The following is a 16,344-nucleotide window of genomic DNA, read 5'->3' on the forward strand; positions in this document are numbered from 1 at the left end:
GAGACGCCCGGATGCCGATCAACGTCACGATGCCCGCGCTGTCGCCGACCATGGAGGAGGGCAACCTCGCCAAATGGCTGGTGAAGGAGGGTGACAAGGTCGCTTCCGGCGACGTCATCGCCGAGATCGAGACCGACAAGGCCACGATGGAAGTCGAGGCTGTCGACGAGGGCACCGTCGCCCGGATCCTGGTGCCGGCCGGTACGGAAGGCGTCAAGGTCAACGACGTTATCGCCATCCTGGCGGCCGAGGGCGAGGATGTCGCCGCCGCGGCCAAGGGCGACGGCTCGGGTGGTTCGGCACCAGCCTCCGCCGATGGCGGCGCCATTGCGGCCGACCCGGAGGCCGACGCGGCCTCGGGCAGCACGGCACCTTCGAAGGAAGCGCCGCCGAGCCCGCGCACCGGCGCAGCCGACGATTCGCCGAAGCCGGCGCCGGCTCGGAACGAAGGCGAGCGAGTCTTTGCGTCGCCGCTGGCGCGCCGGCTGGCGAAGGAAGCGGGGATCGACGTGACGTCGATCGCCGGCTCCGGCCCGTACGGCCGCGTGGTCAAGGCCGATGTCGAGGCAGCCGCGAAGGACGGCGGCAAATCCGCCCCCGCAGCAGCGCCGGACAAGGCCGCGCCGGCAACGGCTGCGGCGCCTGCGGCATCGGCACCGAAGGGCGCCAGCGACGAGCAGATCCGCAAGCTCTTCGCCGAGGGCTCCTACGAGGCCATTCCGCATGACGGCATGCGCAAGACCATCGCCCGCCGGCTGGTCGAGGCGAAGTCGACGATCCCGCATTTCTACCTGACGATCGACTGCGAGCTCGACGCGCTCCTGGCGCTCCGCCAGCAGCTCAACGCTGCTGCACCGATGGTGAAGGGCGAGGGCGGCGACCGCCCGGCCTACAAGCTCTCGGTCAACGACATGATCATCAAGGCGATGGCTTTGGCCCTGAAGGCCGTGCCTGCCGCCAACGCCTCGTGGACCGAATCCGCGATGCTCGTCCACAAGCACGCCGATGTCGGCGTCGCCGTCTCGATCGAGGGCGGGCTGATCACGCCGATCATCCGCCGCGCCGAGGAGAAGACGCTGTCGGCGATCTCCAACGAGATGAAGGACCTCGCCAAGCGGGCCCGCAGCCGCAAGCTGAAGCCCGAGGAATACCAGGGCGGCACCACGGCGGTCTCCAATCTCGGCATGTTCGGGATCAAGGATTTCGCCGCGGTGATCAACCCGCCGCACGCGACGATCCTGGCCGTCGGTGCCGGCGAGCCGCGGGCCGTGGTCAAGGATGGCGCCGTCACCGTCGCCACGGTGATGAGCGTGACGCTGTCGACCGACCACCGCGCCGTCGATGGTGCGCTCGGTGCCGAGCTGCTGGGGGCATTCCGGCAGCTGATCGAAAATCCGATGTCGATGCTGGTCTAGGCGATGAAGACCGTCCTCTGCTTCGGCGACTCGCTGACCTGGGGCTACGACGCCGAGACCGGGCTGCGGCATGACTTTGCCGACCGCTGGCCGAACGTCCTCGCCAGGGCGCTCGGGGACGACGTCTGCGTGGTCACCGACGGGCTCAACGGGCGCACCACGGCCTTCGACGATCACACCGTGATGAGCGACCGCAACGGCGCCCGAACGCTGCCCACGGCGCTGGGCGCGCACCAGCCGCTTGACCTGGTGGTGCTGATGCTCGGCACCAACGACCTCAAGCGCCACACCGGCGGCGGCCGGGTGTTCGAGTCGCGCCAGGGGATGGAGCGGCTGGTCGAGATCATACAGACCTTTCCCTATCAGCGCGGCTACGCCGTCCCGAAGATCCTCATCGTCGCCCCGCCGCATTTCCGCGAGACGACGGAGCCGGACTTCGCCCTGCTGTTCGGCCACGGGGTCGAAGAATCGCAGCATTTCCGTTCGGCCTGCACCAAGGTTGCGGAAGAATACGGCTGCGCCGTCTTCGATGCGTCCGAGGTCTGCGAGACGACCCCGCTCGACGGGATCCATCTCGACGCGGCGCATACGCGGGCGCTGGGCGAGGCGCTTGTCGAGCCGGTGAAGGCGCTGCTCGGCGAGACCGCATGACCCTGCGACCGGCCTCCCATGCGTCGAACGCAGGGCAGGACCGGTCCGCAGCTCTTATCTCCGCCATGTGGTCGGCAGCTATCGCGCCGCGCCACAGGCCTACGACGACAGCGCGTCCGAGGAGACGATGACCCATGGCTGACACCTACGACATTCTCATCATCGGCGGCGGTCCCGGCGGCTATGTCGCGGCGATCCGCGCCGCGCAGCTCGGCTTCAAGACCGCTGTCGTCGAGCGCGAGCATCTGGGCGGCATCTGTCTCAACTGGGGCTGCATCCCGACCAAGGCGCTGCTGCGCTCGGCCGAGATCTTCCACTATGCCGAGAACGCCGCGAATTACGGCCTGACGATCGAGAAGCCGGGCTTCGACATGGCGGCGGTCGTCAAGCGCTCGCGCGGTGTCTCCGCGCAGCTGAACGGCGGCGTCGGCTTCCTGATGAAGAAGAACAAGATCGACGTCATCTGGGGCGAAGCCAAGATCACCAAGGCCGGGAAGAGTGGGCCGGTCGAGGTCTCGGTCGGCAAGATGACCAAGCCCGTCGTCGAGCCGCAGAACCCGGTGCCGAAGGGCGTGCTGGGCGAGGGGACCTACACGGCCAAGCACGTCATCGTCGCGACGGGCGCCCGCCCGCGCGTCCTGCCGGGCATCGAGCCGGATGGCGACCGGATCTGGACCTATTTCGAGGCGATGAAGCCGAAGGCGATGCCGAAGTCGCTGATCGTCATGGGCTCCGGCGCCATCGGGATCGAGTTTGCCTCGTTCTATCGCACCATGGGTGCGGACGTGACCGTGGTCGAGCTGCTGCCGCAGATCATGCCGGTCGAGGATGCCGAGATTGCCGGGCTGGCGCGCAAGCAGTTCGAGAAGCAGGGCATGCGCATCCTCACCGACGCCAAGGTGTCGAAGGTTACCAAGGGTGGCGAGGGCGTCGAGGTGACGGTCGAGACCAAGGACGGCAAGTCGCAGACGCTGTCGGCGGAACGGCTGATCTCGGCGGTCGGCGTACAGGGCAACACCGAGGGGTTGGGCCTCGAGGAAGCCGGCGTCGCCATCGAGCGCGGCATCGTCACCATCGATGGATTTGGGCGGACCAATGTCGAGGGCATCTACGCCATCGGCGACGTCGCCGGGCCGCCGATGCTCGCCCACAAGGCCGAGCACGAGGGCACGATCTGCGTCGAGGCGATCAAGGGCCTCGACGTCCATCCGATGCAGAAGACCCAGATCCCCGGCTGCACCTATTGCCAGCCGCAGGTCGCCAGCGTCGGCCTGACCGAGGCGAAGGCCAAGGAGGCCGGGCGCGAGGTCAAGGTCGGCCGCTTCCCCTTCAAGGGAAACGGCAAGGCGATCGCACTGGGAGAGCCGGAAGGACTGGTGAAGACGGTGTTCGACGCCAAGACCGGCGAGCTTCTCGGCGCACACATGGTGGGCGCGGAAGTCACCGAGCTGATCCAAGGGTTCGTCATCGCGATGGGACTGGAGACGACCGAAGAAGAGCTGTTCCACAGCGTCTTCCCGCATCCGACCTTGTCCGAGATGATGCACGAAAGCGTGCTTGACGCCTACGGCCGCGTCATTCACATGTGAACTGACAGGCTGAAACGCGTTAAGTCATCGATAGTTGCGTCTGAAAGTTTTATTCTTCAGCGCCTTGCCGTTGGCGGTTCCTGCCCAATTTCCCGCAGCATCATCAATACTGAAGGACTGAGACATGGACGTTAATGGAGTAGGCTGGATTGCAGCGATCATCGTCGGCGGCCTTGCTGGCTGGCTCGCCGAGCAGGTCATGAAGAGCGACATGGGCCTCTTGATGAACATCATCCTCGGCATCGTCGGGGCGATCGTTCTCAATGCCATTCTGGCACTCCTCGGCATCTCCTTCGGTGCCGGCTGGATCGCCTATCTGATCACCGGCTTCATCGGCGCCTGCCTGCTGATCTTCATCTTCCGGGCATTCCGCGGTCGCGGCCGCGTCTAAGGTTTGCATCGCCGGTGCGCCATGGCTAAATGACGTTCATGGTCACCGTGCTCGATAATCGCCAGCCGGCCGGGGTATTGCCCCGGCCGCGGCATCCCGAAAAAGCCCATCGCCCGGATAACGCGACGATGGTGCCCAAGCCCGATTGGATCCGCGTCAAGGCGCCGACCTCTCAGGGCTACCATGAGACTCGCGCGATCGCGCGGTCCAATAACCTCGTCACCGTGTGCGAAGAGGCCGGCTGCCCCAATATCGGGGGATGCTGGGAGAAGAAGCACGCGACCTTCATGATCATGGGCGGGATCTGCACCCGCGCCTGCTCGTTCTGCAACGTCGCCACCGGGCGGCCGCATGCGCTCGACCGTAGCGAGCCGGAAAGCGTCGGCCGCGCCGTTGCCGCGATGGGGCTCAACCACGTGGTCATCACCTCGGTGGATAGGGATGATCTCGACGATGGCGGCGCGGAACATTTCGTGCGGACAATCCGTGCGATTCGGGCCGCCGCGCCCGGCACCACGGTCGAGATCCTGACGCCCGACTTCCTGCGAAAGCCGGGCGCTCTCGAAACCGTCGTCGCGGCACGGCCGGACGTCTTCAACCACAATCTCGAGACCGTGCCGTCGAACTATCTGACGGTCCGCCCCGGCGCCCGCTATTTCCACTCCATCCGGCTGCTGCAGCAGGTGAAGGAACTCGACCCGACGATCTTCACCAAGTCGGGAATCATGGTCGGCCTCGGCGAGGAGCGGAACGAGGTCCTCCAGCTGATGGACGACCTGCGCTCGGCAGACGTCGACTTCCTGACCATCGGCCAGTATCTGCAGCCGACGAAGAAGCATCATCCGGTCATTCGCTACGTGCCGCCAGAGGAGTTCGCATCCTTCGAGACGGTCGCGCTGAGCAAGGGCTTCCTCGTCGTCGCAGCGAGCCCGCTGACGCGCTCGTCGCATCATGCCGGCGAAGATTTCGACCGGCTGAAGGCCGCGCGGCTTGCCCGCCAGGCCGCCGCCTGATCCGCTCCCCGACAGCCAGAGCCCATGCCCCAGTACGAGACCACGCGCCACGTTCGCCATTCACCTGAGCAGATGTTCGCGCTCGTTGCCGATGTCGAACGCTATCCGGAGTTCCTGCCGCTCTGCCAGCGGCTGGTCATCCAGTCCGAGCGGGAAAAGGACGGCAGGAGACTGCTCGTCGCGGACATGACCGTCGCCTACAAGATGGTACGCGAGACCTTCACTTCGCAGGTGCTGCTGAAGCCGGACGAGAGCCAGATCGACGTCAGCTATATCGACGGGCCGTTCCGCTATCTCGACAATCGCTGGAATTTCCCGCCCGCCGCGGATGGCGGTTGCGACGTGAAGTTTTTCATCGACTACGCCTTCAAGAGCCGCACGCTGGGCCTGCTGATGGGGTCGATGTTCGACTTCGCCTTCCGGCGCTTCTCGCAGGCCTTCGAGGAACGGGCGAACGTCATCTATGGCGAGCCGACGGTGGAACCCGCCGCCGCGACCTGATCAGGCAGGGCATCCAGCAGCATCTCCAGCGCGACGGCCGTGCTGGCGAGCCGGATCCCGGCGCGACCCGTGTCACCGAAGCGCTCCTCCCGATGCAACGTGCCGGCAGAGCCGGCGCACGCGAAGTGGACGAGGCCGACGGGCTTGGTCGCCGACCCGCCGCCCGGGCCGGCGATTCCGGTGATCGAGACCGCCACATCGACGCCGGCAAGACGCCGGGCGCCCTCCGCCATCTCCCGCGCCACTTCCTCCGAGACCGCACCGTGCGCGGCAAGCGCCGCGTCGGCGACGCCCAGCATCGCCATCTTCGCCGCATTGGAATAGGTGACGAAGCCGCGGTCGAAGGCCGCGGACGAGCCGGCGATGTCGGTGAGGGCGGCCGCGACCATGCCGCCGGTGCAGGATTCGGCCGTCGCGATCGTCAGATTGGCAGCGGCGTAGCGTTCGATGACCGCCGCGGCGAGACGCCCTGTCGTGGCTTCCTCGTTCACGCCGAGTCTCCGAAGGCGACGCTCGCGGTGGCGATGGCGGCGATCCCCTCGCGCCGCCCGACGAAGCCGATCGCCTCGTTGGTCGTCGCCTTCACCGAGACGCGCTCGAGCGCCAACCCGGTCATCGCCGAGATAGCCAGCCGCATCGCCTCGCGATGCGGCGCGATCTTCGGCGCTTCGCAGATCAGCGATATATCGGCGTTAATGATGCGTCCGCCGTGTTCACGGATGACCGCCACCGCCTTCTCGACGAAGATGTGCGACGCCGCGCCGCGCCATTGCGGGTCGCTGGGCGGGAAATGATCGCCGATGTCGCCAGCGCCGCAGGTGGCGAGCAGCGCATCGGTCAGGGCGTGCAGCCCGACATCGGCGTCGGAGTGCCCGTCCAGCGCGCCATCATGGGGAATGGCGATGCCGCAGAGCGTGACGTGGTCGCCCGCCGTCAGGCGGTGCACGTCGTAGCCATTGCCGGTCCTAACATCGATCATCTTGGGCTCTCTTCTCAGTCGCTCATCGGCGAGGGCGATATCACGGGCGGTGGTCAGTTTCACATTGTCGACCGAGCCGTCGACCAGCCGGACGGCCATGCCCGCCCACTCGGCGATCGAGGCGTCGTCGGTGAAGTCGCGCGTCTCCGCGGAGGCGGCGGCATGGGCGGCGCGGATCGCCGCGAAGGGGAAACCCTGCGGGGTCTGTGCCGCGTAGAGGTTCGTGCGTTCGACCGTCGTCTCGATCGTGCCGCCCGCAGCGGCGCGCTTGAGTGTGTCGGCCACGGGGATGGCCGGAATGGCGCCTGTTGCAGGGCCTACCGCGGCCAGCGTCCGGTCGATCAGCGCGCCGTCGGCAAACGGTCGGACCGCATCGTGGATCAGCACGATCTCCGGCGCCGCGCCCGATGCCAGCGCTTCCAGGCCGAGCCGAACCGACCACTGCCGCGTCGGCCCGCCCTCGACCACGATCACCTGCGGCAATCGATCCCCGAGCGCGCGGGAAAGCAGATCCAGATCGTCGGGATGCACCACGACGGTGACATGGCAGATCGCAGAATGCGTCAGGAAACGCTCGACAGTGCGCCGCAGCACGGGCGAGCCCCCAATCGTCCGGTATTGCTTCGGTCCTTCGACGGACTGGCCTGCGCGCTCGCCCCGCCCGGCGGCGACGATGATCACTGCGACGCTCGGCTTCACGGCCTGCTGCCCTTTTGCTCGACCAATGCCTTTTCGCCCATCGTTCCGGTTAGGTTGCAGAGCAATATGCTTGTCTTTTGAGCATGCCCCGATATGGTACAAATCACTGACGCATGAATCGCCATCTTTCGAAGGCGCCCAAGGAATAGGCGGCAAGAGTCTCGGCATGCCCGATCTGCGCGATCCCCTGACCATCGGCGAAGCGCGGCTCGCAAACCGCGTTCTCCTGGCGCCGCTCTCCGGCATTTCCGACGTGCCGTTCCGTCGGCTCGCCCGCCGGTTCGGCGCCGGCATGGTCGTATCCGAAATGGTCGCCAGTGGCGAGTTCGTCAAAGGCGACCAGGAGAGCGCGCTACGGGCAATGCGCGACGGGCCGGGCCTGCACGTAGTCCAGCTCGCTGGCCGCGATCCGGCGTGGATGCGCCAGGCCGCGGAACAGCTGGCCGCTGCGGGCGCCGACATCATCGACATCAACATGGGCTGCCCCGCCAAGAAGGTCGTCGGCGGCCTCTCCGGCTCGGCGCTGATGCGCGAACCCGAGTTGGCGCTCCGCATCGTCGAGGCGACGGTTGCGGGCGCCGGCACCGTGCCGGTAACGCTGAAGATGCGACTCGGCTGGGATCGTTCGACGATCAACGCACCGATGCTGGCGCGGCAGGCGGAAGCCGCCGGGGTGCAGGCGATCGTCGTACACGGGCGGACCCGCTCGGAATTCTATGAAGGCCGGGCCGACTGGCCTGCCATCGCTGCGGTGCGGGACGCCGTCGCCATTCCAGTCATCGCCAATGGCGACCTGACGCTCCCGGAAGAGATTGCCCCGATGCTGGCCGCAAGCCGTGCCGATGCCGTGATGGTGGGCCGCGGCAGCCAGGGACGTCCCTGGCTCCCGGGGTTGCTGGCTGGCGCCATCGGCGAGGCCGGCCTGCAGCTTTTGTCCCTCGCCGATCTGGTCGAGGAGCACTATGAGGCGATGCTCTCGCATTACGGCACGCCAGGCGGCCTGCGCCGCGCCCGCAAGCATCTCGGCTGGTACCTCGACCATTTCGCCGCAACGACGGCGACGGTTGCCGGCGCCGATCGCGCGGCCATTCTCGGCGGCAGCGACACGGCCGCGATCAAGCGCCGGCTGCGCCATCTCCTCGGCGCAACGCGGTTATCCGAGGTGGAGCCGGCTTTCCGGCGCCGTCCGTTGCAGCAGGCGGCCTGACGCATGAACAATGTCTACGAAGTGATGTCGGCAACCGCCGCGCAGATGAAGATCTTGAACGCCCTGCCGCATCCGGTGGTGGTGGTCGACCGCGATGGCCGGTTCCATTTCGCCAATTCGGATGCCGAGCAGTTCTTCTCCGCCGGCATGGCCTATCTGGCCAAACGGCGCCTGCAGGACTTCGTGCCCGCGGACAGCCCGCTCTTCGCGCTGATCGAGCAGGTTCGCGACGAGAATTCCCGCATCAGCGAGTACCGTGTCGACGTCTCGTCTCCCCGCCTCGGCACCGACCGGATGGTTGATCTCTACGTTTCGCCGCTGCCCGACAATCCTGAGCTTGTCGTCGTTATGATCCAGCTGCGGTCGATCGCCGACAAGATGGATCGCCAGCTCACCCACCGCTCTGCGGCGCGCAGCGTCACCGGACTGGCGGCGATGCTGGCGCACGAGATCCGCAACCCGCTGTCGGGCATCAAGGGCGCTGCGCAGCTGCTGGCGACCAATGCAAGCGACGAGGATCGCGGCCTGACCCGGCTGATCCAGGAGGAGAGCGATCGTATCGTCAAGCTGGTGGACCGCATGGAAGTGTTCTCGGACCAGCGCCCGATCGAGCGCTCGGCGGTCAACATCCATTCGGTGCTCGAGCACGTGAAGACGCTGGGCAAGAACGGTTTTGCCCGCGGCATCAAGATCAGCGAACTCTACGATCCCTCGCTGCCGCCGGTCTTCGCCAATCGCGACCAGCTGGTGCAGGTCTTCCTCAACCTCCTGAAGAACGCGTCGGAAGCGGTTCGCGATCGCGAGGACGGCGAGATCAAGCTGATGACGGCGTTCCGCCCCGGCGTACGGCTCTCCGTGCCCGGCACCAAGGACCGGGTGACGCTGCCGCTGGAGTTCTGCGTCGAGGACAACGGCGACGGCGTGCCGGACGACATCCGCGAATACATCTTCGACCCGTTCGTCACCACCAAGCCCAGTGGTTCGGGCCTCGGCCTGGCGCTGGTCGCGAAGATCGTCGGGGACCATGGCGGGGTGATCGAATGCGATTCGCAGCCCGGCCATACGGTCTTCCGCATCCTGATGCCGGCCTGGCGGGAGGAGCTGGGCGAGGGCGAGGCCCGTTACAACTTCGGAAGCGAAGGCTGAGAAAGACAACATGACCATGCAGATCCTCGTCGCCGACGACGACTCCGCGATCCGGACGGTAGTCTCACAGGCGTTGATGCGTGCCGGCTTCGAGGTTCGGGTCACCTCCAACATTGCGACGCTCTGGCGCTGGATTGCCGCCGGCGACGGCGACCTCGTCATCACCGACGTGCTGATGCCGGACGGGAACGCCTTCGACACGCTGCCGAAGATCAAGAATTCCCGGCCCGACCTGCCGGTCGTCGTGATGAGCGCTCAGAACACCTTCATGACGGCGATCAAGGCCTCGGAGAAGGGGGCCTACGACTATATTCCCAAGCCCTTCGACCTGACCGAGCTGGTCTCGATCGTGCGGCGGGCGCTGGCGGAGCCGAAGGGCGGCGCGCGCGCCGCGCCCGACGATCTGCAGGAATCGATGCCGCTGGTCGGCCGCTCGCCCGCCATGCAGGACATCTACCGGGCGCTCGCCCGGATGATGCAGACCGACCTGACGGTGACGATCAGCGGCGAGTCGGGTACCGGCAAGGAGCTGGTCGCCCGCGCGCTCCATGACTACGGCCGCCGCCGAAAGGGCCCGTTCGTCGCGATCAACATGGCGGCAATCCCGCGCGACCTGATCGAATCGGAGCTCTTCGGCCACGAGAAGGGCGCCTTCACCGGCGCGCAGACCCGGACGAGTGGGCGGTTCGAGCAGGCAGAAGGTGGCACGCTCTTCCTCGACGAGATCGGCGACATGCCGATGGAGGCCCAGACCCGGCTGCTGCGCGTGCTCCAGCAGGGCGAATACACGGTGGTCGGGGGACGCACACCGATCACCACGGATGTCCGCATCGTCGCGGCGACCAACAAGGATCTGCGCCAGTTGATCAGCCGCGGCCTGTTCCGCGAGGATCTGTTCTACCGGCTGAACGTCGTCCCGCTGCGCCTGCCGCCGCTGCGCGAACGCATCGAAGATTTGTCGGACCTCGCGCGGCATTTCTTCGCCCAGGCGGAGAAGGAAGGCCTGCCGCGCAAGGCGCTGAGCCAGGGCGCGCTCGACGTGATGCGGCGCTATCCGTGGCCCGGCAATGTGCGTGAACTCGAGAACCTGATCCGCCGTCTGTCGGCGCTCTACCCGCAGGACGAGATATCCGCGGAGTTGGTCGAGCATGAGCTGAACAACGACAGTGCGCGCTCCCCAGGCATCGAATCGGACGGCGGCAAGCCGGTCGAACTCAACGCTTCGGTCGAGCGCTACCTGGCGGACTATTTCGCCTCGTTCGGCGACGACCTGCCGCCGCCCGGGCTGCACGGCCGAATCCTGCGGGAAGTCGAATATCCGCTGATCGCGGCGGCCCTGGCGGCCACCCGCGGCAACCAGGTCAAGGCCGCCGACCTGCTCGGCGTCAACCGCAACACGTTGCGCAAGAAGATCCGCGACCTCGACATTTCCGTCATCCGGTCGATAAGATGACGCAATAAGCGGCGCTCGTTGCAGTTTGGACACATTCTGTTGCTGTGTGGCAACGGGCCCAGCAAACGCAGCGGATAATGACGTCGCAACCGATCCAGTCTGATCACGAAGTGCCGTTCCTGCTTGAGCGGCGGCGCTTCATGCTGATCCCCGGCCTTTTGGCCGTGGTCGGCGCGCTGGTGACCGGCGCGATCTCGTTCGTCGTGCTGATGGGCCTGACGCCGATTGAGCCCAGCGACACGATCGTGACGATAGCAACGATCGTCAACAGTGCCTTCGTGCTGTTGCTGTGCGGCTTGATCGGGCGGGAAGTCCTGCGGATGGTCCGGGCGCGGCGCCAGGGCAAGGCGGCCTCGCGCCTGCATGTCCGGATCGTCCTGTTGTTCTCGATCGTCGCGGCCCTGCCGGCGCTCCTCGTGGCGATTGTCGCGGGCATCACGCTGGATCTGGGCCTCGATCGCTGGTTCGAGATCCGCACCCGCACCATCGTCGAATCCTCGATCAGCGTCGCGCGCGCCTATGTCAACGAGAACGCCCGCAACCTCCAGGGTTCGACGCTCTCGATGGCGTACGACCTGGATCAGCAGCGCCGCCTGTACGATCTCGACCGGACCGGCTTTCAGCAGCTGATGACCGAACAGGCGAGGGGACGCTCGCTGCTCGGGGCGCAGTTGCTTCGGCCGGACGGCACGCCCTTCCTCGTCGCCGAGGTCGATGTCGAGCGGCCCTTGCCGGTACCGCCCGAAGATGCGCTGACGCAGGCTGCCGACGGCAATCTGGTGTTCATTCCGCCGGGCGTCACCAATCTCGTCGGGGCGATCATCCAGCTGCGGCAGATTTCCGACGCCTATCTCTACACCGTGCGCGCCGTCGACCCGGAGGTGATCGCGGCGCTGCGGCTGATGGAGGAGCGGTCGGCGGAGTATTCCAGCCTCCAGTCGAACCGGTTCGGCCTCCAGGTCGCCTTCGCGATCCTCTATCTCGGGATCATGCTCATCGTGCTCCTGTCGGCAATCTGGACCGGCATCGGGGTCGCCGACCGGCTTGTCCGCCCGATCCGCCTCCTGATGGGCGCGGCCGACGAGGTCAGCGAGGGCAATCTCGCGGTCTCCGTTCCCGTCCGCGCTTCCGACGGCGACGTCGGCTCGTTGTCGAACACGTTCAACAACATGATCCTGCAGCTGCGCAGCCAGCGCTCCGAGCTGGTCCACGCCAAGGACGTGATCGATGAACGGCGCCGCTTCATCGAGGCAGTGCTGTCCGGCGTCACGGTGGGCGTCATCGGCGTCGAACGTGACGGCACGGTGTCGATGCTCAATCCGTCGGCGCAGCGCATCCTCGCCGTCGGCGCAGAGGGCATCGTGGGCCGGCGGCTGGCCGATGTCTTTCCGGAAATCGGCCAGATTCATCGCGCTGCCACGACCTCGCATCGCCAGGAATACCAGGAAGAGGTCAAGCTGCGGATTCGCCAGCGCGAGCGCGCGCTGGCCGTCCGCATCACCTCGTCCGAGGAGGCGCAGGGCGCCCAGTCGAGCGTCGTCACCATCGACGACATCACCGACCTGGTCGATGCCCAGCGGACGTCGGCCTGGGCGGATGTGGCGCGCCGCATTGCCCACGAGATCAAGAACCCGCTGACCCCGATCCAGCTCTCGGCCGAGCGGATCCGCCGGCGCTACGGCAAGCGCGTCGAGGATGACCGCGAGGTCTTCGACCGCTGTATCGAGACCATCATCCGGCAGGTGTCCGATATCGGCCGCATGGTCGACGAGTTCTCGACCTTTGCCCGGATGCCGAAGCCGCGGATGGAAACCATCGACCTGCGCGAGGCGTTGCGGGAGGCGGTGTTCATGCGCGAGATGGGTGAGCACGGCATCGAATTCACCGCCGAGATCCCGGGCCAGCCGATGCTCGGTGCCTACGACATCCGCCTGTTGTCGCAGGCCTTCGGCAATCTCGTGAAGAACGCGGTGGAAGCGCTGGAGGGAACCGGCACGACCGACGGCAGGATCACCATCCGGGCCGAAGCCGGGACCGATCGGCACCGGATCGACATCATCGATAACGGCCGGGGTTTTCCGACCGAGGATCGAGATCGACTGCTCGAACCCTACATGACAACGCGCGAGAAGGGCACGGGCCTCGGCCTGGCGATCGTGCGCAAGATTATCGAAGACCATGGCGGCACCATCGCGCTGGACGATGCCCCCGACCAGCCGCACGGCGCCATGGTTCGCATCACTCTGCCCGCCGCTCCGGCTTCGGAGAAAGCCGGGCGGCAAGGGGACGGGACCTTAGAAAGGACTGAGACCAATGGCATCGGACATCCTGATCGTCGATGACGAAGCCGACATCCGCGAGCTGGTGGCGGGCATTCTCGAGGACGAAGGTCACGAGACGCGGACGGCGGGCGACTCGGATGCCGCGCTGCAGTCCATCGCCGAACGCCTGCCGCGGCTGGTGTTTCTCGATATCTGGCTGCGCGGCAGCCGGCTGGACGGGCTCGACCTGCTCGACGCCATCAAGGCGCAGCACCCCGAGGTTCCGGTAGTCATGATATCGGGCCACGGCAATATCGAGACCGCCGTCTCGGCCATCCGGCGCGGCGCCTACGACTATATCGAGAAGCCCTTCAAGGCCGATCGGCTGATCCTCATCGCTGAGCGGGCGCTGGAGACCTCGAAGCTGAAGCGCGAGGTTTCCGAGCTGCGGCGGCGGTCGACCGACTTCACCGATCTGATCGGCAAGTCGCATCCGATGAACCAGCTGCGCACGCTGATCGAGCGCGTCGCGCCGACCAACAGCCGCGTCATGATCCTCGGCCCTTCGGGTTCCGGCAAGGAGATGGTGGCACGGGCGATCCATGCCGGCTCCAGCCGGGCCGACGGGCCGTTCGTCGCACTGAACGCCGCCGCCATCACGCCGGATCGGATGGAGGTCGAGCTGTTCGGCACCGAGACGCCGCCGGGTGTGGAACGCAAGGTCGGCGCACTCGAGGAGGCGCATCGCGGCGTTCTCTATCTCGACGAAATCGGCGACATGCCGCGCGAGACCCAGAACAAGATCATGCGGGTGCTGACCGACCAGACCTTCGAGCGGGTCGGCGGCTCGAAGCGGATCAAGGTCGATGTCCGGGTGATCTCCTCGACGGCGCAGAACCTCGAATCGATGATTGCCGACGGCAGCTTCCGCGAGGATCTCTTCCACCGGCTGGCCGTTGTGCCGATCGCCGTGCCGCCGCTGGCGGATCGCCGGCAGGATATTCCGACCCTGATCGACGCCTTCATGGCGCAGATCAGCGAACAGACCGGCATCAAGCCGCGGGTCATCGGCCCGGAGGCCATGGCGGTGCTGCAGTCGAGCGACTGGCCGGGCAACGTCCGCCAGCTGCGCAACAATGTCGAGCGGCTGATGATCCTGTCGCGGGAAGGCGACGGCGACACGCCGATTTCGGCGGACATGCTGCCGAGCGAGGTCGGCGACATGCTGCCGCGCACGCCGAGCCAGTCGAACGGCCAGATCCTGGCGCTGCCGCTGCGCGATGCCCGCGAGGTCTTCGAGAAGGAATATCTCGTCGCACAGATCAACCGTTTCGGCGGCAATATCTCGCGCACGGCGGAGTTTGTCGGCATGGAGCGCTCGGCCCTGCACCGCAAGCTGAAGTCGTTGGGCATCTGAGGCGGACGCTGGGCTTCCCGACGCCTTTGCACCGGCATCGGGAAGCCGTTAAGAAACGGCTTGCCGGCGCGTCGGCCAAGGATTGCACAGCATGAAAGTCGTCATCTGCGGGGCGGGCCAGGTCGGCTACGGCATTGCCGAACGTCTCGCCTCAGAGCGCAACGACGTGTCGGTGATCGACACGTCGCCGCCGCTGATCCAGGCGATCCGGGACAATCTGGACGCGCGCGGCTTCGTCGGCCACGGCGCGCAGCCGGACGTTCTGGCCGAGGCGGGAGCCGAGCAGGCCGACATGATCATCGCCGTGACGCTCCACGACGAGGTCAACATGGTCGCCTGCCAGGTCGCCCACTCGCTGTTCAACGTGCCGACCAAGATCGCCCGCATTCGGGCGCAGAGCTATCTGCGGCCGCATTGGCAGGATCTGTTCTCGACCGACAACATGCCGATCGACGTGATCATCTCGCCCGAGCTCGAGGTCGGCGAGATGGTGCTGCGGCGGATCGCGCTGCCGGGCGCCATGGATGCCGTCCGCTTCGCCGACGACACGATCGTGATGGTGGCGATCGAGTGCCGGGAAGACTGTCCGGTGGTCAACACGCCGCTGGAGCAGCTGACGGAGCTGTTTCCCGATCTCAACGCCACCGTGGTCGGGATCTGGCGCGGCGACAAACTGTTCGTGCCGAGCTCAAGCGACCAGATGGTGCCGGGGGACGTCGCCTATGTCGTCGCCGAGCGCGGTCAGGTTCGTCGGACGCTCGGCCTGTTCGGGCATGAAGAGCCGGAGGCGGCACGCATCGTCATCGTCGGCGGCGGCAATATCGGCCTCTACGTCGCCAGGCAGATGGAAAAGCGCAATCTCGGCGCGCGGATCAGGGTGATCGAGGCGAACCACGATCGGGCCGTGACAATCTCCGACGCTTTGAAGCGGACCATCGTGCTTCATGGTAGCGGTCTCGACCAGGTGATCCTCGACGAGGCGGATATCTCGGAGAGCGACCTGCTCGTCGCGCTCACCAACGACGACAAGGTCAACATCCTCGCCAGCGTCATGGCCAAGCGTCTCGGCTGCCGCGGCAACCTCACGCTGCTGAACAACGCCGACTATCAGAGCTTTACCCATACGCTGGGTATCGACGCCTTTATCAATCCGCGCTCCGTCACCATATCCCGGGTGCTGCAGCATGTCCGGCGCGGGCGGATTCGCGCCGTCCATTCGATCCAGAACGGCCTCGCCGAGGTCATCGAGGCCGAGGCACTGGAAACCTCCCCGCTGGTCGGCAAGCCGCTGCGCGAGCTGGATCTGCCGGAAAACCTGCGGATCGGAGCGATCTACCGGAACGGCGAATATGTCAGGCCCAATGGAATGACGAAGATCAAGGCGAAGGACAGGGTGGTGATCTTCGCCGCGGCGAGCGCGGTCCGCCATGTCGAACAGCTGTTCCGCGTCAGTCTGGAGTTCTTCTGACACGCGCCGGACAGGTTTTTTCATGCACCTGCCGCCGGATCATCTTGGGAAAAGCCCCGCGGGGCTCTATTCCTCGGGTTAACGACAACGCAAGCTCGTTACGCGGCGCTGCCGAGGGACGGGTGATGAACCATGTGCGGAGCGAACGCCGGAC

At 66.3% G+C, this 16,344-nt stretch carries 14 protein-coding genes; 12 read left to right on the forward strand and 2 right to left on the reverse strand.

The annotated features are described in order from the left end of the window. Positions 1-11 precede the first annotated feature (11 nt). The 6 genes from GTW51_RS15750 (at position 12) to GTW51_RS15775 (ending at position 5,560) form a co-directional block, all read left to right on the forward strand. Entirely contained in the window at positions 12-1,415 is a 1,404-nt protein-coding gene (locus tag GTW51_RS15750) for a pyruvate dehydrogenase complex dihydrolipoamide acetyltransferase (RefSeq protein WP_163044981.1), read from the forward strand. 3 nt (positions 1,416-1,418) lie between these two features. Continuing rightward, positions 1,419-2,066, forward strand: a complete 648-nt coding sequence (locus GTW51_RS15755) for an SGNH/GDSL hydrolase family protein (protein WP_163044982.1) — start codon at positions 1,419-1,421, stop codon at positions 2,064-2,066. Between the two features lie 134 nt (positions 2,067-2,200). Beyond that, positions 2,201-3,655, forward strand: a complete 1,455-nt coding sequence (lpdA, locus tag GTW51_RS15760; RefSeq protein ID WP_163044983.1) for a dihydrolipoyl dehydrogenase — start codon at positions 2,201-2,203, stop codon at positions 3,653-3,655. A gap of 124 nt (positions 3,656-3,779) precedes the next feature. After that, positions 3,780-4,046, forward strand: a complete 267-nt coding sequence (locus tag GTW51_RS15765) for a GlsB/YeaQ/YmgE family stress response membrane protein (protein ID WP_163044984.1) — start codon at positions 3,780-3,782, stop codon at positions 4,044-4,046. A 38-nt stretch (positions 4,047-4,084) separates the two neighbouring features. Further along, positions 4,085-5,059 (forward strand): lipoyl synthase, encoded by a 975-nt coding sequence (lipA, locus tag GTW51_RS15770; RefSeq protein ID WP_163045037.1) that lies wholly within the window; start codon positions 4,085-4,087, stop codon positions 5,057-5,059. Between the two features lie 24 nt (positions 5,060-5,083). Continuing rightward, positions 5,084-5,560: a type II toxin-antitoxin system RatA family toxin gene (locus GTW51_RS15775; RefSeq protein ID WP_163044985.1), complete on the forward strand. Its 477-nt coding sequence runs from the start codon at positions 5,084-5,086 to the stop codon at positions 5,558-5,560. Here GTW51_RS15775 and GTW51_RS15780 read toward each other — a convergent pair. Together GTW51_RS15780 and GTW51_RS15785 are read right to left on the reverse strand one after the other, a co-directional pair. Then, positions 5,521-6,051 (reverse strand): nicotinamide-nucleotide amidohydrolase family protein, encoded by a 531-nt coding sequence (locus tag GTW51_RS15780; RefSeq protein WP_163044986.1) that lies wholly within the window; start codon positions 6,049-6,051, stop codon positions 5,521-5,523. The two genes, GTW51_RS15775 and GTW51_RS15780, sit on opposite strands and share 40 nt — an antisense overlap. Further along, positions 6,048-7,265 carry a bifunctional 2-C-methyl-D-erythritol 4-phosphate cytidylyltransferase/2-C-methyl-D-erythritol 2,4-cyclodiphosphate synthase gene (locus GTW51_RS15785; RefSeq protein WP_425483269.1) on the reverse strand — a complete coding sequence of 406 codons (1,218 nt, stop codon included), beginning with the start codon at positions 7,263-7,265 and terminating at the stop codon, positions 6,048-6,050. The genes GTW51_RS15780 and GTW51_RS15785 overlap by 4 nt, the downstream gene beginning before the upstream one ends. 139 nt (positions 7,266-7,404) lie before the next feature. Between GTW51_RS15785 and dusB the strand changes: the two genes are divergently transcribed. From dusB to trkA, 6 genes are all read left to right on the forward strand, one after another. Next, positions 7,405-8,445 carry a tRNA dihydrouridine synthase DusB gene (gene dusB, locus GTW51_RS15790; RefSeq protein WP_163044987.1) on the forward strand — a complete coding sequence of 347 codons (1,041 nt, stop codon included), beginning with the start codon at positions 7,405-7,407 and terminating at the stop codon, positions 8,443-8,445. A 3-nt stretch (positions 8,446-8,448) separates the two neighbouring features. After that, positions 8,449-9,591 (forward strand): two-component system sensor histidine kinase NtrB, encoded by a 1,143-nt coding sequence (locus GTW51_RS15795; protein ID WP_163044988.1) that lies wholly within the window; start codon positions 8,449-8,451, stop codon positions 9,589-9,591. A 76-nt stretch (positions 9,592-9,667) separates the two neighbouring features. Next, a complete protein-coding gene (ntrC, locus tag GTW51_RS15800) occupies positions 9,668-11,044 on the forward strand; it encodes a nitrogen regulation protein NR(I) (protein ID WP_484463064.1) in 1,377 nt (458 codons plus the stop codon). A 77-nt stretch (positions 11,045-11,121) separates the two neighbouring features. Further along, positions 11,122-13,386 carry a sensor histidine kinase NtrY-like gene (locus tag GTW51_RS15805; RefSeq protein ID WP_163044990.1) on the forward strand — a complete coding sequence of 755 codons (2,265 nt, stop codon included), beginning with the start codon at positions 11,122-11,124 and terminating at the stop codon, positions 13,384-13,386. Next, on the forward strand, positions 13,358-14,722 hold the full coding sequence (gene ntrX / locus GTW51_RS15810; protein WP_163044991.1) for a nitrogen assimilation response regulator NtrX: 1,365 nt from the start codon (positions 13,358-13,360) through the stop codon (positions 14,720-14,722). Before GTW51_RS15805 ends, ntrX begins: the two co-directional genes overlap by 29 nt. Positions 14,723-14,813: 91 nt before the next feature. Continuing rightward, positions 14,814-16,190 (forward strand): Trk system potassium transporter TrkA, encoded by a 1,377-nt coding sequence (trkA, locus tag GTW51_RS15815; RefSeq protein ID WP_163044992.1) that lies wholly within the window; start codon positions 14,814-14,816, stop codon positions 16,188-16,190. Positions 16,191-16,344 lie beyond the last annotated feature (154 nt).

Source organism: Aurantimonas aggregata (assembly GCF_010500835.1).
GTDB lineage: Bacteria > Pseudomonadota > Alphaproteobacteria > Rhizobiales > Rhizobiaceae > Aurantimonas > Aurantimonas aggregata.